The organism is Pectobacterium wasabiae CFBP 3304 (assembly GCF_001742185.1).
Lineage (GTDB): Bacteria > Pseudomonadota > Gammaproteobacteria > Enterobacterales > Enterobacteriaceae > Pectobacterium > Pectobacterium wasabiae.
The window spans coordinates 2837244-2862477 of record NZ_CP015750.1 but is presented as its reverse complement, the minus strand read 5'-3'; the positions used below and the strand labels follow the sequence as shown (position 1 = coordinate 2862477).

Here is a 25234-nt window from a genome sequence, read left to right as displayed (position 1 = left end):
CACCAGTTCGCATTGCGATCTGGCTAAGACCACCACGCCATCCCCTGTAACGTTATACCTACCAATACGATATACCGCAGCGCTTTTCCAATACCGATAAAAACCGCCGATTTCACCCAGGGCATACGTAACCAACCCGCTAACACGCACAATAAATCGCCTACTACCGGCACCCAGCTAAATAACAGCGCAGCACAGCCATAGCGCTGTAACCAGCGCATGGCCATAGTATGCCCAGCTTGTTGTTTTGGCTGAGGGAGTAAGCGCCCTATAAAAATATTTGTTAACCCACCCAACGTATTTCCTATCGTTGCCACTATGATCAACAGATAAGGTTTTGCGCTGTCAGCCAACAATAATGTCACCAGCAGTACTTCCGAGCTACCTGGCAATAGTGTTGCACTGAGCAGGCTACTCCAGAAAAGAGAAAAAACGGCCCAGAATTCACTCACAGTTTACGGACGTCAACCACAGCCATATTAGCCCGCTTAGCAGCTTCAATACCGTAATCAGCATCTTCAAACACGATACAGTGTTCCGGTGCGACAGAAATCAACACGGCACAACGCAGAAAAGTATCGGGAAACGGCTTATGCTGCGTGACATCGTCTGCCCCGACAATCGCATCAAAATAATTATGCAGACCCAAATGCGTTAGCAATCTGTCAGCCATTCCATGCGTGCTGCCCGTGCCAACCGCCATAGGACGCCGTCCGCGGTAATGTTTAACAACATCAATCAGCGGTAGCGGTTGTACAGTATCCAGCAGCATTTCCTCAACAACAGCCGTTTTTTCCGCGGCCAGTTGGATAGGATCAATATCAGCCTGATGACTTTCAATAATACGCTGCGCAATACGCCAGGTAGGCGAGCCGTTCAATGCTGTCATGGCACCGGCATCATAACTCATACCATATCGGGCAAGCACCAGATCCCACGCTTTATGGTGCGTAGGTTCCGTATCGAGTAGGGTGCCATCCATATCAAAGATCAACCCTTGATAGCGATCGTACATCATGACTCCATGCTCACTGAAAAGAGAGCTTACTTTATCGTAAAGTGAAAACGTTGTCGCTTACTCAATAACCTTATAAAAAACAGGTTATTACTACCATAGTGGTAAAAAAACCTTTATTTATTCACTGATTCAATATCGATATATAGACAGGATAAGAGCAAGGATTAAGGTGCGGGCGCGACGAGATAAATATCGTTCAGGATAGGCAAGAAAGAACAATGATGCTATCGCGCTAAAAGTCGATAGAGAACGGTTGATGGAACGGAAGTGGTGTATCTGAGAATATTGTCTGGCGTGATTCGCCCTTCGGGCCGTTGCGAAAGCACCGTTATTCTCCCTTGTGCTTACAGACCAAGATATTGATGATAAAAGTAAAGAAGTGCTGTATTGATATCGAAATATGGTGCATCCGGGAGGATTCGAACCTCCGACCGCTCGGTTCGTAGCCGAGTACTCTATCCAGCTGAGCTACGGATGCAGAGTGTGGTGCAGAAAAACAAGGGGGTGAGCAATTAAACGAGATACCTAAGAATGGTGCATCCGGGAGGATTACTCGGCTTTGCCTCGCCCTTCGAGCCGTTGCCAGAGCGACGTTTTCCTCCCTTGTTCTTACAAACCAAAACAATCGGTTATAAGAGCAAGATAACAACCTTATCCATATCGAGATATGGTGCATCCGGGAGGATTCGAACCTCCGACCGCTCGGTTCGTAGCCGAGTACTCTATCCAGCTGAGCTACGGATGCATTACTAATTCTTTATCTACGACAAACTTGCGTTCACTAATACAACTTGCCTCGCAAAGGCAGTATTTAATGGTGCATCCGGGAGGATTCGAACCTCCGACCGCTCGGTTCGTAGCCGAGTACTCTATCCAGCTGAGCTACGGATGCATATTAAATGGCGGTGAGGGAGGGATTCGAACCCTCGATGCAGCTTTTGACCGCATACTCCCTTAGCAGGGGAGCGCCTTCAGCCTCTCGGCCACCTCACCTTACATTACCTGATTTGCTACTAAGAACTTCTTGTTAGTGCTCACCGGTACTGCGTGGCGCACATATTACTTTCCCAGACTTATAAGTCAAACAATTTTTCCCACCTTACGTTCGTTTGAACAATTCGCATCCAAGACGAGCATTTTCACAACAAAAAGTCTGTTTTATCGACAGAAAAACAGGCGGTTACCTTGCAAAAGGAAACGCACAATAAAAATAGATATATCGATAAATGTGTGGGAGAAAAATGGGAAGTGGCAATTGCGTCCCGCGAACACGAGACGCATTGTCAATCAATATGACGTCGGTTGAGATTTTTCGGCCTGAATACGCTGATAGATCTCTTCACGGTGGACAGAAACCTCTTTAGGTGCATTAACACCAATACGCACCTGGTTGCCTTTCACTCCTAATACGGTAACCGTTACCTCATCGCCGATCATGAGGGTTTCGCCAACTCGACGAGTCAAAATAAGCATTCTTTGCTCCTTGAAAGATTATAAAGAGTCGGGTCTCTCTGTCTCCCCGCCATTATCCATCATGTGCTGTGAAAACGTAAACCTAGACGATGGTATAACCACCCCATCACACTCCGGTTCGTTACTACTTGTTAGTTTAGTCGATATCAGTAGCTTGTGCTTTTGTTATCACGACAAGAGGGCTGAGCATATAAAGCTTCAGAATATCTGAAGGTAACATACTTTATCCTCTATTTAACGAATCCTTTTTCGCAGACAAAAACGCCACAACCAGAAAGTTATGGCGTTCTTGTCGGATAACGCAAATAAAACGTTATCTATAGCTTATAGCTTATAACTTAGCAACGACCCAGGACTCAACGCTGGCTAACGCGCCGGGCAATGCCGACACGTCTGAACCACCAGCCTGAGCCATATCAGGACGACCACCGCCTTTGCCGCCAACCTGCTGGGCCACAAACCCTATCAGTTCGCCAGCTTTTACACGATCAGTCAGATCTTTCGTTACACCAGAAATCAAGCTAACCCTGCCTTCTGTCGCCGTTCCGAGAACGATAACAGCAGAGCTCAGTTGGTTCTTCAGGTCGTCAACCATCGTACGCAGTAGTTTAGGATCCACGTTGTCCAGTTGCGTGACCAGCAACTTCACACCGTTAATCTCTTTTGCTTTGCCGGACAGGGACGAGCTTTCCTGCGCCGCTTGCTGAGCCTTCAACTGCTGAAGCTCTTTCTCCAACGCACGCGCACGATCCAGTACAGAGCGTACCTTATCAGTCAGGTTGTGACTATCCCCTTTCAACAGTTGCGCAATGTCTTGCAGAACGTCACTCTGACGATGCAGTGCGGACAAAGCATTTTCACCCGTGGTCGCTTCGATACGACGTACCCCGGCGGCAGTACCTGATTCAGAGATGATTTGGAACAAACCAATATCACCAGTACGGCTGGCGTGCGTGCCCCCACAGAGTTCAATGGAGAAATCACCCATCGTCAGAACACGGACATGGTCGTCATACTTTTCACCGAACAGCGCCATCGCGCCCTTCGCTCTCGCATCATCCAGTGCCATGACATCCGTTTGCACGGTAAGGTTGCGACGGATTTGCGCGTTAACGATGTCTTCAACCAGACGAATCTGTTCAGGCTTCATCGCTTCCGTATGTGAGAAGTCAAAGCGTAGATAGCTATCGTTAACCAAAGAACCTTTCTGCGCAACATGATCGCCCAGAACCTGACGCAGCGCAGCATGCAGCAAGTGCGTCGCGGAGTGGTTCAGACGAATACGATTACGGCGCTGGTTATCAACATTTGCATCGACATGGTCGTTAACACGCAGCGTACCCTGAGTCAGTTTACCGACATGGCCGATGGCCTGACCGTATTTCTGCGTATCCTGAACAGCGAAGTTGACGCCCGCATTCTTCAGTTCACCCTGATCGCCAACCTGACCACCGGATTCGCCATAGAACGGCGTTTCGTTAAGAATCACTACGGCTTCATCACCTGCCGCAATCTGATCAACCGCGTTCCCATTATGATAAAGCGCAATCACCTTCGCTTGCTGCTGCGTTTTTTCATAACCGCAGAATGGTGTGTTTTCATCCACTCGGATGAGGCTATTGTAGTCCACACCAAATCCACTGGCCTCGCGAGCACGCTGACGCTGAGCCGTCATCGCGGATTCAAAACCTTCTTCGTCAACTTTTAAGCCGCGCTCACGGCACACATCCGCAGTGAGGTCGACAGGAAAACCATAGGTGTCATACAGGCGAAAGACTGTTTCACCGTCCAGGGTATCCCCTTTCAGGTTTTTAATTTCTTCGTCTAGCAGAGATAGCCCACGTTCTAACGTGCGGGCAAACTGCTCTTCTTCCATCTTCAGCGCTTGCTCAACCACCGCCTGTTGTTTTTTCAACTCGGCAGCCGCAGGCCCCATGACGTCAATGAGAGGCGCAACCAGCTTGTAAAAGAAGGCATCCGTCGCACCCAGCATATTACCGTGACGCGCAGCGCGGCGAATAATACGGCGCAGGACATAACCACGGTTTTCATTAGACGGCATAACACCATCGGCAATCAGGAACGCGCAAGAACGGATATGGTCGGCGATAACACGCAACGATTTATTAGTTAAATCGGTTGTACCAACGGCTTTCGCTACCGCATCAATCAGTGTCTTAAACAAATCAATGTCATAGTTTGAATTGACATGTTGCAATACCGCAGAAACACGCTCTAAGCCCATACCAGTATCGACGGAAGGCTTCGGCAGTGGCAGCATTGTGCCGTCAACCTGACGGTTGAATTGCATGAACACCAGATTCCAGATTTCAATATAGCGATCGCCGTCCTCATCAGGGCTTCCCGGCGGGCCACCCGCGATGTGCTCACCGTGATCGAAGAAAATCTCGGTGCATGGACCACACGGTCCCGTTTCACCCATCTGCCAGAAGTTATCAGAGGCGTAAGGTCCGCCTTTGTTATCACCAATACGAATAATTCTTTCGTGCGGTACGCCAACTTCATCAGCCCAAATGTTGTAGGCCTCATCATCCGTTGCGTATACCGTTACCCACAATTTTTCTTTTGGCAGATTGAACCACTGGGGAGACGTCAGCAATTCCCACGCATAGCGAATCGCATCATGCTTGAAGTAATCACCGAAGCTGAAGTTACCCAGCATTTCAAAGAAGGTGTGGTGGCGTGCGGTATAACCTACGTTTTCCAGGTCATTATGTTTACCACCTGCACGTACGCAGCGCTGCGAGGTTGTCGCTCGGACATAGCTACGTTTATCCAGCCCGAGGAACACATCTTTGAACTGGTTCATACCCGCATTGGTGAATAACAATGTCGGATCGTTGTTCGGCACCAGAGAGCTGCTATCAACAACCTGGTGTCCCTTACTGTGGAAAAAATCGAGAAACGCTTGACGGATCTCAGCGGTGCTCTTGCTCATAATTGTCCTGGAATCAAGCTAGAAGAACAGATCGCGGGCAAGGTTAGTCCAGCATGCTGACGTTACCGAGCAACTCACGAACAAAAAGTGGGAATAAGATAAATTTTCTTCGATGGGAAGTAAAATCCCGTGTGCGTTCAATCTGAAAAATTCGTATAAATTGACTGGATTTCTTCATGAGAGAAGCCACGATAGAGCAGGTATCGCTGATGTTTGACTTTGTCTTTCCATTCATCGGACAGCGGATGCCCGAATTTCCGTTCCACAACTGATTTAGCCAGCGCACACCAGTCGATATCACTCTCATTCAATGCTGTAGCTAACGTTGTTTTATCGATTCCTTTCTGGCTCAGCTCCATTTTAATCCGCTGGACGCCATAGCCTTTGCGACTCCGACTGCTGATATAACGGCGAGCATAGCGCGCATCATCCAGCCAACCGTGCTCCTTGCAATAAGCAATCGCAGCTTCCACGTCTTCCACTGCAACTCGGGCAGCGGCTTTATCTGCTTCACTTTCCGTACTTTCTGACTTATATAAATACGCCGCACATTTGCGGCGTATTTCGACTTCACTATAATCGCGAACAGAAAGCACATTCATCGCATAGCGTAATGGTTTATTCATCCATCGATCCGCTGATGTGTTCTGCTACGGGTAATTCAGCAGCCATTAAAATTCTTCGTTGCCTTCACCAGCGAATTCATCTTCGTCATGGCTATTCCCTGCTGCGGCAGGTGTTAGCTCATTGCCTTTATGCAGCAGCATTTCACGCAATTTTTTATCCAGTTCGGCAGCAATCGCTGGATTCTCTTTCAGGAAATTGCAGGCGTTTGCTTTACCCTGACCGATCTTGTCGCCGTTATAGCTATACCATGCACCCGCTTTTTCGATCAGTTTGTGTTTCACACCCAGATCAACCAACTCACCGTGGATATTGATGCCTTCACCATACAAAATTTGGAATTCAGCCTGTTTGAACGGTGCTGCCACTTTATTCTTCACGACTTTAACGCGAGTTTCGCTACCGACAACTTCTTCACCGTCCTTGATAGCGCCAGTACGACGGATATCCAGACGAACAGAGGCATAAAATTTCAGTGCGTTACCACCGGTAGTGGTTTCAGGGTTACCAAACATCACACCAATTTTCATACGGATCTGGTTAATGAAGATCAGCAGCGTATTGGCTTGCTTCAGGTTACCCGCCAATTTGCGCATAGCCTGGCTCATCATACGTGCCGCAAGGCCCATGTGAGAGTCACCGATTTCGCCTTCAATTTCAGCTTTTGGTGTCAAGGCTGCAACAGAGTCGACAATGATAACGTCAACAGCGCCAGAGCGCGTGAGTGCATCACAGATCTCCAGTGCTTGTTCACCGGTATCCGGCTGAGAACACAGCAGGTTATCAATATCTACGCCAAGTTTTTTCGCATAAATCGGGTCCAACGCATGTTCAGCATCGATGAACGCACAGGTTTTGCCTTCGCGCTGAGCAGCGGCAATCACCTGTAAGGTCAGCGTGGTTTTACCGGAAGATTCTGGGCCATAAATCTCAACGATACGCCCCATCGGTAAACCACCGGCTCCCAGAGCAATATCAAGGGACAAAGAACCTGTAGAAATGGTTTCAACATCCATTGAGCGATCCTCGCCCAACCGCATGATAGAACCTTTACCAAATTGCTTTTCGATTTGACCCAGTGCTGCCGCAAGTGCCTTTTGTTTGTTCTCATCAATAGCCATTTTTGCTCCTGTCATGCGGCGTAAAGCTACTGTCTCTACGCGGCGGCTTAATCATGAATTGCTGAATAATTACTGACATTATACTGTATGCGCATACAGCATCAAGGTTATTTTTTCAGAAACGCGTCGAGCAGCGTTTGCAGCGCAAAATGGACTGATTGCAGACGTACCGCATTTCGGTCTCCGCTAAATCGCATTTTTCGGGCAAATCCTCCGCCCTGCTTGCTAGTGAAGCCAAACCACACCGTGCCGACAGGTTTCTCTTCGGTTCCCCCGTCTGGCCCAGCAACACCACTTACCGATATAGCAAAATCTGCACTGGCGGCCCGCAAAGCTCCTGCGGCCATTTCATTGACGACATCTTCACTCACTGCACCATGCCGCTCCAATGTCTCTGCGCTCACATTCACCAGACGCTGTTTGGCCAGATTGCTATATGTCACAAAACCATAATCAAACCAGCCAGAGCTCCCCGCAACATCGGTAATAGACTTAGCCAGCCAGCCTCCAGTGCAAGATTCTGCGCACGTCAATGCAGCGCCACGCGCTTTCAGTTGTTCGCCCACCAAAACACTTAACCGCAGAATGTCAGCTTCTGTCATTGTCGCCTCATATTAATCAAGGATTGTTCGGTCAGGGTAACACTTTTCCCCAAAAAAGACGCCCCGCAGCACGGTATGCGAAGCGCCTCTCAAAGAAGACGAAACAGGGATGAAAAACGAGAAAAACCGAGTGGATTGAATAGAAAGCAGCCGGATAATTAGGCAAAAAAACAGCACGACCTTAATAGTTCACCGGTTAGTAGGGTACAAAGGGGAAGTAGGAATAATTAATAACAACAGTGCGATTTACATACAACCCGCACAACTGGTGCATCGCCAGTCCTGCTTATTTATGGCCTGAAAAAAATATCTAAAATAACATTCCTCGATAGGAATATTATTCTCTTCAAAGCTATCGGCAAGCCAGTCGATATTTCCAAGGATCCAGTCATCCTCATCTAATCCGTCCCGATAGGTTTCATCATCAGGATCAATGACAGAGTAGATCCCCATTGTTCCCATATGATTTTCTTTATATTTTTCCGGTAACGTGAAATCTTTTTCTTTATAAGATATTAACCAATGGCCATGGCAAAGCAGGTTGCCATTACGGCTCCATCTGGCAATAAATGGATTATTCATATTGATATACTCACCAGCGTAAAAGCTGATAGCAAACGTATCACGACATGTTTATAAAGTAAATCGCATCACAATCAATACATTATTTAAAGACCAGACTACATAGATGAAGACCTATTACATCTTAATAGGTACAAAGCTATTAGCAATAAATTGATAAATATCAAATCACATAAAAATAAAATATTCCAAAAAGGAACATTAAGTAAAAAGCCCACTAAAAATAGTGGGCGAGGTGCTGCTATTATCGTTATGGAAAAATCCTGGTGTTTTGCGGCATACCATTCGACTTTTGTCTGACACTTACGGTATCGAATGAACATTAATGTAACATTAGGCGCGTAAAAACTTAGGCTATTGCTGTGATAGCCAACACCGACACTACCGCTAGCCTCCTCCAATTTTGCTTAGCGGGTCGATATCAGTCAGAATGGCGTATATATGCCCATAAAGGGGTAATAATCCATTAGCGAGGATGACGGGTGTTTCCCTCTTTCTTAAGAAAAATCACAGAAAAAAGCAGCAACTATGCCAATGAAATCAGTGGCAGCATCACGATCAATCGCCCAGAAGAACGCTTGTTTGATCTTTGGCGCAAACCGGAAACGTTGCCGATCCTGATGGGCCATTTTGCCAGTATCGAGATACTGAACCACACCGACTCTAATTGGCGAATTAACACACCGATTGGCGCACTCATTGAGTGGCAGGCCCGTATAATTGATGAAAAACCGGGAGAATATATCCACTGGCGTTCACTGGAAGGTGCTCGTGTTCCTAATGAAGGCCGGCTTTCTTTTCAGCCAGCCTCGTCAGAAACGGGGACAACCGTAACGCTGACAATTCGCTACAATCCACCAGGAGGCCTGATCGGAAAAAAGATTGGTCAAATGTTTGATATGTTTTCTCGCGATATGCTGACTAAGACGCTCTATCGTTTTAAAAAATTAGCGGAAGGTGAGTTGGCCTAGCCCACATCGGACACCACCGCGACAGGTCATCATTGCCCCTTTTCCTTAACTGACGAAAGCGCCCCAATAAAGAGGAACGTAGAATGCTGGAATTGATTCAAACCATTGGTCTTGGTCTGGTGTTAATCCTGCCACTCGCGAACCCGCTGACAACAGTAGCAGTATTTTTGGCGATGTCCGGCGACATGAGTCAAGGGGAACGAAATCGTCAGATTTTTCAGGCCTCACTCTATGTCTTCATCATTATGACCGTCGCGTACTATGCAGGTCAGATCGTGATGAATACCTTCGGCATTTCCATCCCTGGATTACGTATTGCCGGCGGGCTTATCGTGGCATTTATCGGTTTTCGCATGCTTTTTCCTCAGCAAAAACCAGAACATGCCCCCGAAGTCAAAAGCAAAAAAGAAGAAATTAACGACAGTTTTTCCGCCAATGACGTCAATATCGCCTTCGTTCCATTGGCGATGCCCAGCACTGCTGGGCCAGGCACCATTGCCCTCATCATTAGTTCTGCATCACAAATCAAGAGCGGCGTCGATATTACGCCATGGGTTATTACCGTTGCCCCTGTCCTCACGTTTATGCTGATCAGCCTGATCGTCTGGCTAAGCCTAAAAAGCTCAGGCCTGATTATGCGTCTGATCGGGAAAAGCGGCATTGAAGCCATTTCGCGGCTGATGGGATTCCTGCTAGTTTGCATGGGTGTGCAATTCATTATTAATGGCACATTGGAGATCGTGCATTCTCTCCATTAAGCTGAACGTTGCCAGATAGTCCAGTTAGCGTCTATAACTTTGAATAGCGGGGTTTATTCAACGGCCGTAAGAGATGCTCAGCCCGCGTTACATAACAAATTTTCATAAAAACAAGAAAGATTAATTTTTGCTTACCTAGCGGAAAATAGGGGCGGCCAATCATGAAAATAAAAAAGCGGTTCCCAGTCAATTTACGTTCACTCATTTTATCCCTTGCGATTATCAGTATGATCGTTACGCTGACGAATGCTTATATCGCCGTTTATAATGTACAAAAAAAGCTCATTACCGATCAGATACTTAACTCAAACCTTAATTACTCCACCAAATTGGCGGCAACCACAGAAGGGTTTTTATCTTCCGCACAGCAAGAGTTGGCTTACAGCGCAACATCGATGGCGGATAGTTTTAGTGACGATGATGCGCTGCTGGAGAAAAGTGAGCAGACCTTCCGCATGAGTCAAAGTTTTAATTCTGTTTTCGTTGCAGACAGCCAGAACCGCATACACACGGTTTACCCAACGTCACTCAACCTGAAAGGCAGTACGCTGGCCTCAGATGCCAGCAAGCTCGCGCTAGCGGAACAAAAGCCGTTAATTAGCCAGCCTTATATTTCCGTTACAGGAAATCTCATCGTGCTGGTTTCTTCCCCCATCAAAGATAAACAAGGTAATTATCTTGGCTACATCGGCGGAACCATTTATTTAAAAAGTAAAAGCGTGTTGAACGAGTTCATGAATACCCATTTCTATAACGATTACTCCAGCGTTTATGTCATCGATAAAAACGGAATTGTTCTCTACCATCAGGATAAACAGTGGGTCGGTAAGCCCGTCACCGACGAGAAAATCAAGAAAGCCTTTCAGAACAAGAAGAGTGGAACCCTCTCCATACCCGATATGCGCGGCACACCGTCACTGGCGGGATTTGATACGGTGAAATCATCCGATTGGGTTATCATTACCTTACATCCCTATCAAAATGTGCTCGATTCACTTAACAGCGTCATGCGCTCCGTCTTATACGAAGGCGCACCGGTGATGGCATTAACGCTGATTGCACTCACCCTGCTTGCCTTCTCTATTGCCAACCCTTTGCGCTTGCTGGCCGTTTCTGCCAGTAAAATGGAGGAGCCTGACGTCATTGAAAAAATCAAGAAAGTTCCCTCTTGGTATTTTGAGGTTGATCAGCTAAAACGCGTCATTCTTTTCGGTACTGTGCTGTTGCACAAGCGGATCGGCAAACTGAGTTTGCAAGCCCACACCGACCCGCTCACTGGGTTACTCAATCGACGTGGTATCTATGAAAATGTTGAACTCATTCTGTCAAAAAGCAATCAGGTTGCCGCTATCGTGATTGATATCGATCATTTCAAACGCGTCAATGACACCTATGGGCACAATGTCGGCGATGACGTCATCAGACTGTTGGCTGACAACATAAAGCAAGGCTCACGGGAATCCGATCTGATTTGTCGCACGGGTGGAGAGGAGTTCCTGGCGCTCCTACCCGATACGGACATGAAGCAAGCCGCCGAGATTGCCGAGCGGCTGCGTAAAAAAGTTGAAAAAATGCCGCTGCCAATTCCTGAAAACATCACGATTTCATTAGGCGTCACCTGTTTTACTCCAGGAACGGAACAGATCGATAGCGTCTTAAAAACTGCCGATGACGCCCTCTATCAGGCCAAGCATGAAGGCAGAAACCGGGTCGTTACCAAAATAGTCCCCGATCGTTCAATCAAAAACGACACGGAATAGGCCCGCCCGGCATTAATCCAACTAGCTGAAGTACAGGCAAAAAAAAACCCGCACGAGGCGGGTAAGGTCATTCTAATGACAGGGATGGTTAACTACACAACACTCACAAGGATGTGAGGTACTGACAAGGGATGAAATGACTATAGCAAGCCAAATGTATAGTATTGTCATCAGCAAGTAAGGTTAATCTACCGGTTGTAAAACAACATGGGCGAGGCTTTTCTTACTGCAATATCTCGCCGCTTTCCTGATACCTATTATGCCTTTTTCGCTTTCATCAGCGCGGTCAGCAGTGCCATCATTGCCAACACGATGGCAAGCCCCCCGACCATCATCCATCCCCCCTGCTGCCAGGCCACTATTGCAACGGAGGAACCAACAGCACCGCCCAGAAACATACCGCCCATAAATACGGTATTGATTCGGCCTCTGACCGCCTCACCAAGCCCGTAAATCACATGCTGATTGGCAATTAACGCACTTTGCACGCCGAGATCGAGCAGTACAACGCCAATAATCAGACCAATAATAGAATCGAAGCCGATGAATACCCCCCATGACAGCAGCGTCAGCAGTGCTCCGGCGATCGCAACTGGACGGCTACCGATTCTATCGACCAATCTTCCGGCCAGCGGAGCCGCAAAAATACCAGCCACGCCGATCGCACCAAACAGCCCCGCTGCGGCAGCCCCCATTTGAAATCGCCCACTTTCCAGATACAGCGCAAGCACACTCCAGAACGCGCTGAACGATGCAAACAACAACGCCTGAATCAGCGTAGCTTTGCGTAATGTGCGTTCACTCCGCCACAGCGCCACCAGCGAATGCATGAGTTCGCTGTAACGAATGGTCTGATTCGATGGGAAAGCCGGTAACATTCTTGCCATCGTCCACGCGCCCGCCAGCGCCAGCGGCACGCTCAGCCAGAACATTGCACGCCAGCCTGCACTTTCCGCCACCACGCCCGCAATCGTGCGGCTAAGTAGAATCCCACTTAGCAACCCGCTCATCACCGTCCCGACAATGGCGCCACGCTGCTTCACATCAGCGAGAGCTGCGGCAGCCGGAACAATCTGCTGCGCCGCCGTGGCACCAAAACCGATGAGCAATGAGGCACTTAACAAGGAAAAAACCGATGTCGACAACGCAGCAAACACAGAAGCCAGTGCCAACATCAAGAATTGCCAAACAATTAGCCGACGGCGATCAAACTTATCACCGAGGGGAACCAGCAGCAGCAGTCCGAGTGCGTAGCCTAATTGCGTTACCGTCGGCATGAGCGAAACCGCGCCATTCGGCGTAAAACTTTCGCTAATCACGCCCAACATCGGCTGGTTGTAATAAATATTGGCAACAGAAACACCGCTGGCTGCCGCCATTGAGAAAATCAATAATTTGCCGGGAATATGCTGTGTTCTGACATCGGCTTCGCTGGATAATGTACTCATCGTCATACCTGTTTATGTCTTTCCCGCCGGAGGTCGGCAAGCGATGAGTGCAGCATAAGGCGCAGAAATCATTCCCAATAGAGCGGTAAAATGGATATCAGCTATTCCAAATGGGAATAAATCAGCAAAAGAGACATTGAACGAAGCGGGTAAAAACTCTGGCGCGAGATGATGTCATGCGGCCTCCGGGGTAGACAGCCCACAGATCCATCTTACCCAGCGACCATGAATCCAGTGCAGTGATAACTTGTCCGCTTTCAAGCTCTGGTGCAAACATCCATTCAGATGCCACAGCCAGCCCTGCGCCGGACAGCACCGTAGCACGCACACCTTCCGCCGCAGAAACACGGATACGCGCATTGGGGAATACCGTGGTCTGTGTTCCATCTTGAGAAAAAATCCAGCGATCGGTCCTCTCTCCCTGCAAATAGATAACGGCAGGATAAGCAGACAGTGCATCAGGAGAAACCGGTATGCCATGAGCGGAAAAATAATCGGGTGTCGCCAACAGGCGCATAGTACACGAGGCCAGCCGATGTGCGAGCAGGCTTGAATCCTTCATCTCGCCCAAACGCAATGCCACATCAATACCTTCAGCAATCAGATCGATCGGACGATCGTCAAGAATGACATCAACGTTTAGCTGTGGATGTTCGGCCATAAATTCATGGAGTCGCGGCATAATGTGCAGCCTGGCAAAGGTAACCGGCGCACAAATGCGCAGCCGACCGGACATCGCAGCATTCCCGCTAACCACATGATCTTGAGCCTCTCCCAGCATCTTTAACGCGGGAGCGATTTGCTCATAAAAATACTGCCCGGCTTCCGTTGGCGTCAACCCTCGGGTAGAGCGAATCAACAGCGGAGTGGCCAATTGTTGTTCAAGCTGCATGATCGCCTTGGAAACCGCAGGCTGTCCAATACCAAGTCTACGGGACGCAGCGGAAAACGACCCCGTTTCGAAAACGCAGATAAATGTTTCCAACGCGCTCAGGCGATCCATTGTCTCTCTTCCGCAAAGGGGTGGCACCGCATCATACCGCAATCCAGCTTAGGTAATGCAGGCACACTTCATATCACCCTTTCAGCAAAGGCGAACCACATTCACTTTACCGCTGACCGCATCAGGTATTACTCTGATGGCATGATTTGTCATGACCGGGTGCGCAAATTTTCGCGGCCTTTTTCAAAATCTTACGAGGCGATGCATGAAACTTTTCATTTACGAACACTGCCCATTCTGTGTCAGAGCCAGAATGATTTTTGGTCTGAAAGATCTGCCTGTTGAGCAATCCGTCATTATGGAAGGCGACATTGACACACCAACGCGCATGGTGGGCCGCAAAGTGGTGCCGATCCTTCAGAAAGAAGATGGCAGCTTCATGCCGGAAAGTATGGATATCGTCCACTATGTCGACAGCAAGCAGGTGCCGTTAATCGCCGACAAGCCGGTTGATGCCGATATTGAGGCCTGGTGTAAGTCCGTTTCCAGCGCAGTATTTAACCTTGCGGTTCCCCGCTTCACGAAAGCCGATTTTAAAGAGCTTTCTACGCCAGAGGCACGTCATGCCTACCTTCTTCGCGAAGAAAAAGCTTTTGGCGATCTGGATGCATTGATAGCGAAAACGCCAGAACTGATTGAGGAAGTGAAGCAGAAACTTGATGCACTGGAACCACGTTTGGCAAATATTAGCGCCATTTCCACCACCGACTTTATTCTGTTCCCTATTTTACTGTCACTCACGATCGTGAAAGGGATACAGTTTGGCCCTAACGTCCACGCCTACCTTGAGCACGTATCAACAGCCAGCAAGGTCGCCTTGTTGACCGATAAAGCGCTGTAGGAATAATACGATTCACAATAGCGTTATGGGGCACTATTTCACCCCATAACGTGTGGCCGATTTCAGTATGTGTTATATGAAGTAATAACGCCGTAGAGCAATCTCATACATCGCGCAGAGATATCCTCTACCTGACGCTATGCCGTCCTCCCTTGGCTGACTAGCGCATTAATCTCAGCGTTAATCAGAGCAAATGCGTCATGGCTTGCATAATCTGCCTGAATCCATCTTGCGTGCTGTAAATAGCCTGGGCTCTCCAATATTTCGATGACAGACTGCTTAATTTGCTGTTCACTCGGCGTACTGGTTTGTAAGTTAATCCCACATTTAGCAAATACTACGCGCGCGGCACTTTCCTGTTTATCTTCCCCAACGCCAGCCACAATTAATGGGACGCCATCTTTCAGCGCGGAATTAATCGAGCCGTATCCCCCATTGGTGATCAATATCGACGCCTTTGGCAGCCAGTCATCATAAGAAAGGAAACTGACCACTCCGGCATTTTCAGGTAATGATGTTTGCAGTGCATCAACCGAACGCCCCCCCGTGGTCGCCAGCACTCTGACAGGTAAATCCGCCAGGGCGCGCAGCGTTGGCCCGATAAGCTGCTGGAGATCGACATTCGCCAGTGTTCCTTGTGAAACGATAATAAGCGGCCGGCTGTCATCTGATGCCCACCATTGCGGAACGCGCCCTGCTGCGATGTGATGGGATAATGGGCCAATAAATCGCACGCTCGGTGGCAAATCATCCCGCTGATACTCAAGCTCAGTGGTCGATAATTGCAAGAAACGATCGCAATGGCTAATTAGCGCATCCATAAAAGGCTGCTCAAGCGGCTCTCCTCCCACTTGCACCATCACATCATTAAACACGTGCTGAACGTCGTTCAAAAGTTCGCGCGTTTCTTCATCCACCAGTTGTTCATGGCTCAGGTCGGGCGGCAGCAATTTAGGTGGAATGCGCGGCCCATAGAAAACTGAATCTCGCGTCGAATAGGACAACGGCGTCACGCCTATCGCAATAACCGGCGGCCGCGAATCAGAAAACAACAGCGGCAAAACACCATAAAAACAATTTTCAATGATGAGCAGGTCGGCATGGGTCTTTTCCAGCGCATCACGCAATTGGCGATCCAGCAATGGAATCGGTGCAGCAAAGAAATTCTTCAGCGCCAGAGCCATCTGCGCGTTACCCGGTGGCAGCGTAGCTCGCAGAGGGAAGTGCTGCTCAAGGTGCCTGTAGTCAAAATCAATTTCATCGCTAAAAGGAATAAAACCAACCCCAGCCGCCTCTGCCTGCTCACGGAACAACGCGCCGCTAAACAACGTGACATCGTTTCCCTGCTCAACCAAATAGCGAGCGATGCTCAGCAAAGGATAAACATGTCCCGGCGTTGCCATCGCCGCCATGAGAATATGTGCCATGATGCTTTCCCTTATGCCGCGTTATCGATGCAAGTATTCACGCAAACCGGAGTGCCCTGAATATGCACACGTTGCAGATGACGAGCCGAATGAGCCGTAAAGGCTTCACGCCCATGCAGCAGCGAAAAGTTGTCGGCGATCACAACATCACTCTGTAGCCATTTATGTGCATAATAATAACGAGGATCGTACAAATGCTGCCGTAGCGTCTGGCTAAATGCGCTTTGCGCTTCCGGAGTGACATTATGATATTCCAGCGCATGCTGGTTAAGGAAACGCTCCCCTTCGGTCGGTAGTTCGTTATAGCGCATAATCTCCCCAACGCCGTTAGGATGAGGGATGATTAATGGAGAAGTGACTTCACCGCCATAATGTACAACGGCTTTAATACGATAAGTAATTGAAACACGACGCCACTCATCGACTAACTGTGCGTCGGTCTCTGCCAACAAGCGCGTGGTATCAACGAAAGTGGTACGTCCACCTTGATCCTGCCCCGGCGCAGAAACGCAGTGGAACAGTTGAAATTCGGGGATAGTGGGTTTGTACATTCCATCCCAGTGTAGCGGCACATAGCTATTATCAAAGATATGATCTTTGGTACCCGCATGCTCCTTCACATCCAGTATCGCCCCGAAAGGCCACATCATGATTTCCCCCCAGTGGCCAGCATACTCGGTCAACGTTTCAGGATCGGAAAAACCAGAAGAAAACCCGCGTAATACCAGAAGATGATGCTCTCGAGCGAGTTGACGCAGTGTATCGATTGGCAGCGTGACGATGCTCTGCTCCGCTTCAACAGGCGTCAACAACGCACCAAAAGGGGAAAGCAGTTCAATGCGACAGTTCATACTATTCTCCATCATGTATATTCCTTTATAAGATGACAATTATCGATGTCTCGACGAATGATAAGGCGAGAAAAGTACGCTTACGCCATATCATGCTGCTTAACGACGTAATAACTCGGCGTACCGCGGATCTCCACGACTTCACCAGCCAACTGCTGTGCATCGGTATTCTTCATGAGCACGAACTGGCCATTAACATTGGCGGCGACACCATGCCAGGGCGTCAACCAATCGTCCTTAGTGGGCATCATATGAATACCCAGTTTCAGGCTGTCCGAAGGCTGGGGGTGAATAGATAGACGAATAGCGTCTGGGAAATTTTCAGCGAGCAGGTTGCCCCACGCCCAGCTACGTTGAATAACGCCACACGCACGTTTTTTGGCATCCTTCTGTAACGCAGCGTTAGAGCCGGTATAGTCTGGTCGCAGGCTATCTTCATAGAGAAAGCGGGTGATTGAACGATAAAGCTGCAAGCCTTCTTCGTTCTGCATGAGTTGCGATTTAACCTCCTCTTCTGATTCAGCATAATCCTCAACCAACCGCTGGCGAAGATGATCGTAATCAGCGGTGAGCGCGGCCATATTCTCTACATCCTTAAGATTAAAAACACTGAGATGAGCAGCACCCAGTTCATGCAGTAAATTTTCAATCTCATGCTGATAGGCATTAATGGTTTCGTCACTGGTTCCAATTAGATCGCCAAACACATGCCCGTCGGAGCAAATACGAATATGAGCACCAGGTGGATAATAAAGCTGAATGCGTTGGCATAATGAATTTAGGAATATCAGGGACAAACGTTCTGCCATATCCGGTTTTCTGCCTAGGACCTTATAAGGGCTAGGAGATTTTACAGGGAACGCAGGTAAAATAAGTTCAATACGGCTATTTTCATCAACAAAAGCACGAATTCTGGGTAATTGAACCTGAGTTACTAAAGCCTCTTCTTCGCTAATCGATTTCGTCGAGTGAGTAAATCTACGCCGGTATTGAATTAACTCACTTAGTATTAGCGATGAAACTAATTCATTGTTTATTATATCCAAAATAACCTCATTAATTTAAGGAAAGTAATTATCCACATAGATGCGGCGTAGAAACAATAGAATAAAAAAACCACATAAGTACAAAAAAAATACTGAATAACATATTCAGTATTTTTATTTACATAACTAACAATTCATCACAGTTACCAACTGCGATATAAGAAAATACTCAAAGCATAAAAATAATCCAAAGAAACTAAAAAAACAAAAGTAAAATCGAGAATAATCTAATTATTGTTTAATACTTATATAATCACCACTATTCTTATATTAATAAGCTGCAACATATACTACGCGCTGAGCACATTCATCGAACCCAACAATGATATATTGCCAAATGAGAAATGAAAGAGAGGAATGAATCGAAAAAAAATAAGTGTAAAACCGAGGATTATCTTACCCGCAAAGTGGCAGTAACTGCATAGGCTGGATAAATAACGTATTTTGATGAGCGGCGAGTCATCAACTCATCAGTCAGTCACTGAATATTGAGGCTCTGCCGTCGGGAAAGGAATATGATAAAATAAAGGGGAGTAGATGGATTGTTGCTGGCTAATTAATGGAAAGAAATGTTACACGATCTCCCGATTCGAACACTCAGAGCTTAGCGTAAAGGCGCTAGGTAAAAAAACAGCTATCACACCTACTTTAGCACTAGCCAATTCCTCAGGAAGAGGATCGTCAATATCCGTTTGAATAATAACCCCATCCATATTCTTATCCATATATCCTTCATCACAGTCATCATAAACAAAAGACTTGGGTATTTTTATAATCGGATCGCCAATAAATACACCATTCATCCCACCGATATATCCACTGTGCGCAGTAATTTTGTAAATATTACCATTCCTCACATCCACTGATATCGACAAGTGATAATCAGGGAATTTATATTTCACTGAAAAAATCGCATCCTGAACATATTTAACAACATGCTTATCAAGAAGGTACTCATAACGCCCAATGTGCTCTCCCAAAATCACCCCACCTAATGACACTGATGGAATAATATTTGCTTTAATATCTATCATAGCCAATCTAGCCCCTCTAAATAAAACGCCATCTTACCTTAATATACTTTAAAACCTAATGCATAATCATAATGCCTGCATGATGATTATTGATTAAAACAATAGAGTTTTCCTGCTACCTCCCTTCCTGTTAGGATAAATAGAAAGGTTATTGATATTCATCATACTGCAAACAGTTTATTTGCTGAACTCATCGCCGAACCTTGCTCTAAAAGGCCAATACCTGGCGTTGTTCAAAACACTAACATTTCGCCACACAACTTTAACTATTTAGAGTATAGCGCAGCTTCAATTGGAATTAATCGATAAAAACAAAACTATCCTCAGCAAGGCCATTAGATTTTCTGTAATCCGTTTCCCAGTCCCAGTACCCATCAGGTTCGTTTTGAGTAACTCCGTGATTCCAATATAGTTCACCATATACTATCAACATCGCCCAATGATATTCGACCTCATGACTGCATAGCACAACAGAAATGTAGTTGTTATTAGCATTTTTTACTAATGAGTGAGATAAAACTAAAAAATCAATGTCTTCTTTAGATTTTTCCGTGTATTTAAAAATAATGCCCTTGATGACTTCGACCCAGGTAAAGTAATTAAAAACGACTCTCTCATCCGTTTTTTCATCACGAAAAACCAAATCATCAGCAATAGTTAAATAATCCATCACAACGAATCCCTTAAAATTATATTGACTGGATATTTTCCGAAGAACCGTAATAACATTCATCCTAGCAGTTAAATTACGGCAGTAAACACCAAAGAAAATCACGGCACCACATCTAATTGGTTGAATCAACTAATAAAGAAAAAAACTTGCACTCCTTCAGTCTTAAGGTAAGAAACGTTATCAGAAAGAACCTCTAGGATAAGGCTATAATTTACATCGTCATTTTTAAGAGCACTTTTTAGATCCACAAGGAAAACACATATTTTATGCTCCCCGAGAGAATCCAATCCCCCAAAAAGGGAATCAGAAAAAGCATCAAAATTACATAGGCTATACAGGGGAGGATCCAAAGGCAGAGATGCTTTTATTTCATCAAATACATCATAGATGCTTTTCGCCTGATTAAAATTGGCGCTAATCGTCACATACCCGTGATTTTTATACCTATTGACTAGCCCAGTAAACCTATCTGTTTGGAAAAAATGCAAAGACATACCCCAATCCTCACAATAGACCTCGTGTAATCCCAACAATCCTCAATCATCAATAAAAGATGAAAGATGCGTTGCAAACGCTTATAAAAATTTATATATCAATAAATAACTAAATTACCGTTCGGCCAAACGCCATCCCAACCGCAGGGGATATGCCCTCTCTCATAAATGAAAATAAGTTCATTAAAAAAAAGCGCACTGCGTAATTTATCTTTATAAGCATCCTCAACTAAATAACTAACTAAATCCCACTTAAGGTTAATAAAAATCATCTCCATGTCAATTCCATCTATTTTTGGAATCAATGGAATAATACTCTCATCAACAAAACCACTAGCCTCCCTGGTTAATTTATTCCACTCTTGATAAATTACAGTATGTTTTCTTGCCAAAAAACCAGTAATCTCATTCCTAGCTTCTAAAGTCGTATCTTCCCATTCATCACTCATTATAGAAGAAATGAAGTCACTGACATTTACCACTCGATAAAAAGCGCTATCATACGCTGCACCAACATTAGCGAACCAATCAATATCCTTGAGTCTTTTTTTTGCACAATCAGATATCTTCATTATTTAGCTGTCCTATTTCCCCTGATAATATTTCCTGACGCTCAGTAGATGTTCTATTAATTAAAATAAAAAACCTAAGGTAATAAATATTTTTCAATATCTTTTAAAATCTGTTTGAACTTTTTCCTTTCTCCTATAGCCATCCCTGAGATACATACACCATAGTTTGCAAAATCATGAGCCATACTTACATTATTGTTGAAAAGATGGTAATTAACACACATCGATACTAATCGAGTAACGGTAACACCATTAAATTTATCAGGAATATTTTTATTTTTAATATCATTGATGCTTAAGCAAGAGAATACATCATTAGTAGAACTAAAAAGATCAAAAAAACGCCAAGCTTTTTCTTCTATTTCATTAATAACGAATGAGATCCCTTCTGATGAATTGAATAACTCAACACTTAATCTCTTATCCGTAGACAAACGAGTACGAATATAACAATCAATCTCTCTTTTAAAAGGCAGTGGGTTGTCTTTCTGGTCAAAAATAGGATGAACACCCAAGTTTATAAAAAAAACATCTCCTGTAGTTATTTTTTGAAAATTAATGCAATTTAAAAAACCATTATTCACTCTGAAAAAATTAATATCATTATCTTTAGAGAACCCATTTAAAGTAAGGAAATCATTTATTAATTTAATATTCATTATTTCACCGACCATGGAAAGTCCCTACCCCATGTTGATTAACCCTATTTTACAAGACCCATTCAATCTGATTATCGATATTAAACAACTCACTCCCCCCCCAAGTGATTGGGTTATTTTACGATAGAATCGTAGCGTAAAATCATGTCAAATAGATATAATCCAATCAAGTCATATTAAAATAAAAACCCACATCAAAAAAATTAAATTCATATCGCCCCTTCAAATATTGATATGATTTCAGCATCTTTAATTTGTCTGGAAAAATCCAATGGAGATTTTCCATAATGATTTTTATGATCCGGAATTGCATGATACTTCAATAATAAATGGACCATACCGTAGTCTCCCCTGGCATTAAATACTGCGGTCCAAAGAGCCTGATTACCCGATTTATCAGCAATTAAAACATCACCTTTATTCATTAGAATCGTCTCACTAACATCCCCCATTTTGCGTTGCACCGCGTAGTGTAAAGGTGTTTGACCATTATTATCCTGATGGTTAACATCAATCCCTAATTCAACCAATCTATCGATTACTTCGACATTCCCAGAAGTAATAGCCTCATGCAGTAAATTTTGATTGTATTCATTAACTACATTTATGTTGTCAATATTAACTACAGTAAATAATTCTTCATTTAAACCACTTCGGATAGCTTGAAAAATATCATTAACCATTTTAAACCTCTTATTAATCATTTTAAAATATTTTCTTATACATTGATATAAAGTTTGTAAAACAACCACATGAAAATGAGTTAGTGCGTTTATCCCTCTTAGTCAACACGAATAAAAAATCAGATTAACTAATTATTCACACGCTGTAATGGCCAAAAACACTCAGACTGCATCGTTATTGTTATTGTTATTGTTATTGTTATTGTTATTGTTATTGTTATTGTTATTGTTATTTATTTTTTAACTTATTAAGAGAACGCCTGAATTTTGATATTAATTTATTCCACTCCTGATAAGTGATACCTTCAATATAATAATCCCCTAGCCACCGGATATGACAACGTGATAGTAAATTATCTATAGCCAAATTTACCTCTTCTCTATCATTACCTTCATCAATTATTTTTAGAAACATTTCTATTTCTTCGACCTCTTTATCAATCGACGCTGAGGCAAGGTGGTCACATATGCTCTTCCCTATATCACTGAGACTCATACTATTCACTCCATCGATGTAGATTTGCTCTCAGAAAAATATTTTATAAAAAGTTCTGGTATATCACAAGCCCATTCATGAAACAGTCCTGTTAGATAACTAAATAATTCCACACTGATATACGGAAATTATTTCGTTATCTCTACATAGTGATTATATGCTTCTTTGCTGAGATATTCCCTAGCTAAATCATAGCTAAAATCACTCTCCATAATTGCTTCAAATATGCATGTATTTAACACATCAACAATCTCTGAATCAGAACTCAAATAGAGTTCATCGATAAAGTAATATATCTTCTTTATTTCTTCATCAAGAAGAGATGTGTCTTTATAGATTAATTCAACATCGCTATAAAAATAATATCTAATATCGCAGCGATTAAAAAAACGCAAATTTATTAAATCAATAAAAAACGATCCAAAAGATCCATATAGCAAATAAATATCATCATCGTCATTTGTGTTAGCAAAGAGAGGAAATCGCGCTCTCAATACATTAACTAATTTATTTTTCTTCATAGAGTCTCATAACAAATATTTAAACCACCCGCATATTTTATAAACAATCATTACTATGGTATTCAATTTCTCTTGCAGCAAAATATACATCTGACATACGGTAATCACCAACATCGCTCATATCACAAGAATAGGGAGAAAAATCAATGTAATGGATATTATCTATACACTGATAGGCGATACCATTACTCATCACCACATTATTATTTTTTATATTTTTCTTAACAGCGAATTCGACCAGCCCTTTTAATTTAAATGTAACGTTCAACCATTTCTTATCTTTTTTTCGGATAACGGATACATCAATAGCCACACTATCAAAAGAGGTAAAATCAATCCTTTTGATAAGTCCATCATATCCATTGGTTATTTCATCCAACATATCTATGATCATAAAATCACTCATCTTACTATTAGCGCCTTTAATACATTAAAATTTTTAATACATTCATCATCACACTATTTCATACAGCGTATCAGGTGGGCCTTGATGTATTTCAAAATCACCATGAATGACCTTGTAAATATCTGAATGATTTATTCTCTCTATTCTTTCAATCTGACTACTGTCAGTCAATGCGATAAGCATTCTTTCAGGGTTAGTGATTAAAAAAACATAAGAAATAACATCTAAAAGTATATTCAACCTATCTTTTGGATTACCAGGAAAACCTATAGTTGATGAATCAGGATCATATTCACAATAGTCAATTAAGTAGGTGGCATTCGGGTAATCTGGCCTGTCACCGATTAAAAATGAAAAGATATCATCTTCAGGAATCATTTCATGAGGGATATTAAACAGTTCTTCCTTACCAATTCTAAATATTCCGATATCAATGCTAGATATATAATCAATAATTTTTTTATAATCATCCCCTTTGGGAGATGGATATATAAATCCAAATACATCATTTGACATAACACACCCTATTCGAGATAGTCTTCACCGAACTTCGCCATCCTGCAACGCGGTGAATACATTAATATCGGAATAATCATACGTTGCCCGCCAACTACACTTATATTTTCTTTGACTTAAACTCAACCAATCTAATAATCCAGTCATTAAATGGTATAAAATCACACTCTTCTATCCACAACTCTGGTGGAGTTTCTGGATAAAAGACTCCGTAATTATTTCCTAATTCGCCATCTAATAAAAAACCACCAAAATAGCCAAGTTTTGGTATAGATGTGGTTAAAAATAAATCGGGGAATAAATCATCACCATAATTCTCAAAAACAGATTTTGAGAATTTTTTCACATCAAAAGGTGATAGTATTTCTATACCTGAACTGACTTCACCAACGAAAATATCAACAGAACCAACTGAAATTAAAAAATCCCTATAGTCACAGGGTAATTTAATTTTACTTTCGCTCTCAAAAATCGATAACTCACTCTCACTTAAATAAGAATTTCTGGTAAAAGAATATTTCTCATCGGCACCGATATCTATCATCACGCCATTACTCAGAGAAACCCACTCATTTAATATTAAATAGGTATCTTTAATATTCATACGTTCCATTCTCTCTTTCGCAACCAAAAGGAACCATTCTTACAATGGTTTATACTCCTAATGACAACATACTATGTGATCATATATCCAAT

The 25234-nt window shown here is 44.2% G+C and carries 28 protein-coding genes and 4 tRNA genes; 4 read left to right on the top strand and 28 right to left on the bottom strand.

All coding sequences use genetic code 11. The features are described 5' to 3' along the window. Window positions 1-23 precede the first annotated feature (23 nt). The 12 genes from A7983_RS12995 to A7983_RS12940 all read right to left on the bottom strand — a co-directional run bounded on the left by A7983_RS12995 (window position 24) and on the right by A7983_RS12940 (window position 8379). A complete protein-coding gene (locus A7983_RS12995; RefSeq protein ID WP_005970370.1) occupies window positions 24-452 on the bottom strand; it encodes a YqaA family protein in 429 nt (142 codons plus the stop codon). Beyond that, entirely contained in the window at window positions 449-1015 is a 567-nt protein-coding gene (yqaB, locus tag A7983_RS12990) for a fructose-1-phosphate/6-phosphogluconate phosphatase (RefSeq protein ID WP_005970371.1), read from the bottom strand. Before yqaB ends, A7983_RS12995 begins: the two co-directional genes overlap by 4 nt. Before the next feature lie 404 nt (window positions 1016-1419). Beyond that, window positions 1420-1496, bottom strand: a tRNA-Arg gene (locus A7983_RS12985). Window positions 1497-1686: 190 nt separating this feature from the next. Continuing rightward, window positions 1687-1763 (bottom strand) — tRNA-Arg (locus A7983_RS12980). Window positions 1764-1833: 70 nt separating this feature from the next. Next, window positions 1834-1910 (bottom strand) — tRNA-Arg (locus tag A7983_RS12975). A gap of 8 nt (window positions 1911-1918) precedes the next feature. Beyond that, a tRNA-Ser gene (locus A7983_RS12970) sits at window positions 1919-2011 on the bottom strand. A gap of 294 nt (window positions 2012-2305) precedes the next feature. Further along, window positions 2306-2491, bottom strand: a complete 186-nt coding sequence (gene csrA / locus A7983_RS12965; protein ID WP_005972168.1) for a carbon storage regulator CsrA — start codon at window positions 2489-2491, stop codon at window positions 2306-2308. Window positions 2492-2822: 331 nt separating this feature from the next. After that, window positions 2823-5450, bottom strand: a complete 2628-nt coding sequence (gene alaS / locus A7983_RS12960; RefSeq protein ID WP_005972155.1) for an alanine--tRNA ligase — start codon at window positions 5448-5450, stop codon at window positions 2823-2825. Between the two features lie 137 nt (window positions 5451-5587). Then, window positions 5588-6076 (bottom strand): recombination regulator RecX, encoded by a 489-nt coding sequence (gene recX / locus A7983_RS12955; RefSeq protein ID WP_005972153.1) that lies wholly within the window; start codon window positions 6074-6076, stop codon window positions 5588-5590. 45 nt (window positions 6077-6121) lie between these two features. Beyond that, window positions 6122-7195 carry a recombinase RecA gene (recA, locus tag A7983_RS12950; RefSeq protein ID WP_005972151.1) on the bottom strand — a complete coding sequence of 358 codons (1074 nt, stop codon included), beginning with the start codon at window positions 7193-7195 and terminating at the stop codon, window positions 6122-6124. A 107-nt stretch (window positions 7196-7302) separates the two neighbouring features. Next, complete coding sequence (pncC, locus tag A7983_RS12945) at window positions 7303-7797, bottom strand: nicotinamide-nucleotide amidase (protein WP_005972149.1); 495 nt, start codon at window positions 7795-7797, stop codon at window positions 7303-7305. A gap of 246 nt (window positions 7798-8043) precedes the next feature. Continuing rightward, window positions 8044-8379 (bottom strand): hypothetical protein, encoded by a 336-nt coding sequence (locus A7983_RS12940; RefSeq protein WP_005972147.1) that lies wholly within the window; start codon window positions 8377-8379, stop codon window positions 8044-8046. Between the two features lie 482 nt (window positions 8380-8861). Between A7983_RS12940 and A7983_RS12935 the strand changes: the two genes are divergently transcribed. The 3 genes from A7983_RS12935 to A7983_RS12925 all read left to right on the top strand — a co-directional run bounded on the left by A7983_RS12935 (window position 8862) and on the right by A7983_RS12925 (window position 11868). After that, window positions 8862-9350, top strand: coding sequence for an SRPBCC family protein (locus A7983_RS12935; RefSeq protein WP_005972145.1), 489 nt, complete (start codon window positions 8862-8864; stop codon window positions 9348-9350). A gap of 83 nt (window positions 9351-9433) precedes the next feature. Continuing rightward, window positions 9434-10108 (top strand): MarC family NAAT transporter, encoded by a 675-nt coding sequence (locus A7983_RS12930; protein WP_005972142.1) that lies wholly within the window; start codon window positions 9434-9436, stop codon window positions 10106-10108. A gap of 161 nt (window positions 10109-10269) precedes the next feature. Continuing rightward, complete coding sequence (locus tag A7983_RS12925; protein WP_005972139.1) at window positions 10270-11868, top strand: sensor domain-containing diguanylate cyclase; 1599 nt, start codon at window positions 10270-10272, stop codon at window positions 11866-11868. Window positions 11869-12125: 257 nt separating this feature from the next. Here the strand turns inward: A7983_RS12925 and A7983_RS12920 are convergent, their stop codons facing one another. Both A7983_RS12920 and A7983_RS12915 read right to left on the bottom strand, forming a co-directional pair. Continuing rightward, window positions 12126-13316: an MFS transporter gene (locus A7983_RS12920; RefSeq protein WP_005972137.1), complete on the bottom strand. Its 1191-nt coding sequence runs from the start codon at window positions 13314-13316 to the stop codon at window positions 12126-12128. Window positions 13317-13437: 121 nt separating this feature from the next. Further along, complete coding sequence (locus tag A7983_RS12915) at window positions 13438-14319, bottom strand: LysR family transcriptional regulator (protein ID WP_005972134.1); 882 nt, start codon at window positions 14317-14319, stop codon at window positions 13438-13440. A gap of 205 nt (window positions 14320-14524) precedes the next feature. Between A7983_RS12915 and grxB the strand changes: the two genes are divergently transcribed. Next, entirely contained in the window at window positions 14525-15160 is a 636-nt protein-coding gene (gene grxB, locus A7983_RS12910; RefSeq protein WP_005972132.1) for a glutaredoxin 2, read from the top strand. A gap of 137 nt (window positions 15161-15297) precedes the next feature. Here the strand turns inward: grxB and A7983_RS12905 are convergent, their stop codons facing one another. The 14 genes from A7983_RS12905 to A7983_RS12840 all read right to left on the bottom strand — a co-directional run bounded on the left by A7983_RS12905 (window position 15298) and on the right by A7983_RS12840 (window position 25142). Then, complete coding sequence (locus A7983_RS12905; RefSeq protein ID WP_005972130.1) at window positions 15298-16587, bottom strand: glycosyltransferase; 1290 nt, start codon at window positions 16585-16587, stop codon at window positions 15298-15300. Between the two features lie 11 nt (window positions 16588-16598). Beyond that, a complete protein-coding gene (locus A7983_RS12900) occupies window positions 16599-17453 on the bottom strand; it encodes a TauD/TfdA dioxygenase family protein (RefSeq protein WP_407670419.1) in 855 nt (284 codons plus the stop codon). Between the two features lie 65 nt (window positions 17454-17518). Next, window positions 17519-18484, bottom strand: a complete 966-nt coding sequence (gene pvcA / locus A7983_RS12895; RefSeq protein ID WP_005972126.1) for an L-tyrosine isonitrile synthase — start codon at window positions 18482-18484, stop codon at window positions 17519-17521. Window positions 18485-19056: 572 nt separating this feature from the next. Next, window positions 19057-19518, bottom strand: coding sequence for a hypothetical protein (locus A7983_RS12890; protein ID WP_005972124.1), 462 nt, complete (start codon window positions 19516-19518; stop codon window positions 19057-19059). A gap of 298 nt (window positions 19519-19816) precedes the next feature. Then, on the bottom strand, window positions 19817-20188 hold the full coding sequence (locus A7983_RS12885) for a hypothetical protein (RefSeq protein ID WP_005972122.1): 372 nt from the start codon (window positions 20186-20188) through the stop codon (window positions 19817-19819). Window positions 20189-20316: 128 nt separating this feature from the next. After that, window positions 20317-20685, bottom strand: a complete 369-nt coding sequence (locus tag A7983_RS12880; RefSeq protein ID WP_005972120.1) for a barstar family protein — start codon at window positions 20683-20685, stop codon at window positions 20317-20319. A 98-nt stretch (window positions 20686-20783) separates the two neighbouring features. Beyond that, window positions 20784-21257: a hypothetical protein gene (locus tag A7983_RS12875; RefSeq protein WP_005972118.1), complete on the bottom strand. Its 474-nt coding sequence runs from the start codon at window positions 21255-21257 to the stop codon at window positions 20784-20786. 74 nt (window positions 21258-21331) lie between these two features. Then, window positions 21332-21931 (bottom strand): DUF4304 domain-containing protein, encoded by a 600-nt coding sequence (locus A7983_RS12870; protein WP_005972116.1) that lies wholly within the window; start codon window positions 21929-21931, stop codon window positions 21332-21334. 194 nt (window positions 21932-22125) lie between these two features. Beyond that, window positions 22126-22599, bottom strand: coding sequence for an ankyrin repeat domain-containing protein (locus tag A7983_RS12865; protein WP_005972114.1), 474 nt, complete (start codon window positions 22597-22599; stop codon window positions 22126-22128). A 229-nt stretch (window positions 22600-22828) separates the two neighbouring features. Further along, entirely contained in the window at window positions 22829-23095 is a 267-nt protein-coding gene (locus tag A7983_RS12860) for a hypothetical protein (protein ID WP_005972112.1), read from the bottom strand. 128 nt (window positions 23096-23223) lie between these two features. Further along, on the bottom strand, window positions 23224-23616 hold the full coding sequence (locus tag A7983_RS12855) for a hypothetical protein (protein WP_005972110.1): 393 nt from the start codon (window positions 23614-23616) through the stop codon (window positions 23224-23226). A gap of 37 nt (window positions 23617-23653) precedes the next feature. Continuing rightward, window positions 23654-24022 (bottom strand): hypothetical protein, encoded by a 369-nt coding sequence (locus A7983_RS12850; protein ID WP_235778040.1) that lies wholly within the window; start codon window positions 24020-24022, stop codon window positions 23654-23656. 48 nt (window positions 24023-24070) lie between these two features. Further along, entirely contained in the window at window positions 24071-24538 is a 468-nt protein-coding gene (locus A7983_RS12845) for a hypothetical protein (protein ID WP_005972106.1), read from the bottom strand. Window positions 24539-24638: 100 nt separating this feature from the next. After that, entirely contained in the window at window positions 24639-25142 is a 504-nt protein-coding gene (locus A7983_RS12840) for an SMI1/KNR4 family protein (protein ID WP_005972104.1), read from the bottom strand. Window positions 25143-25234: the final 92 nt, after the last annotated feature.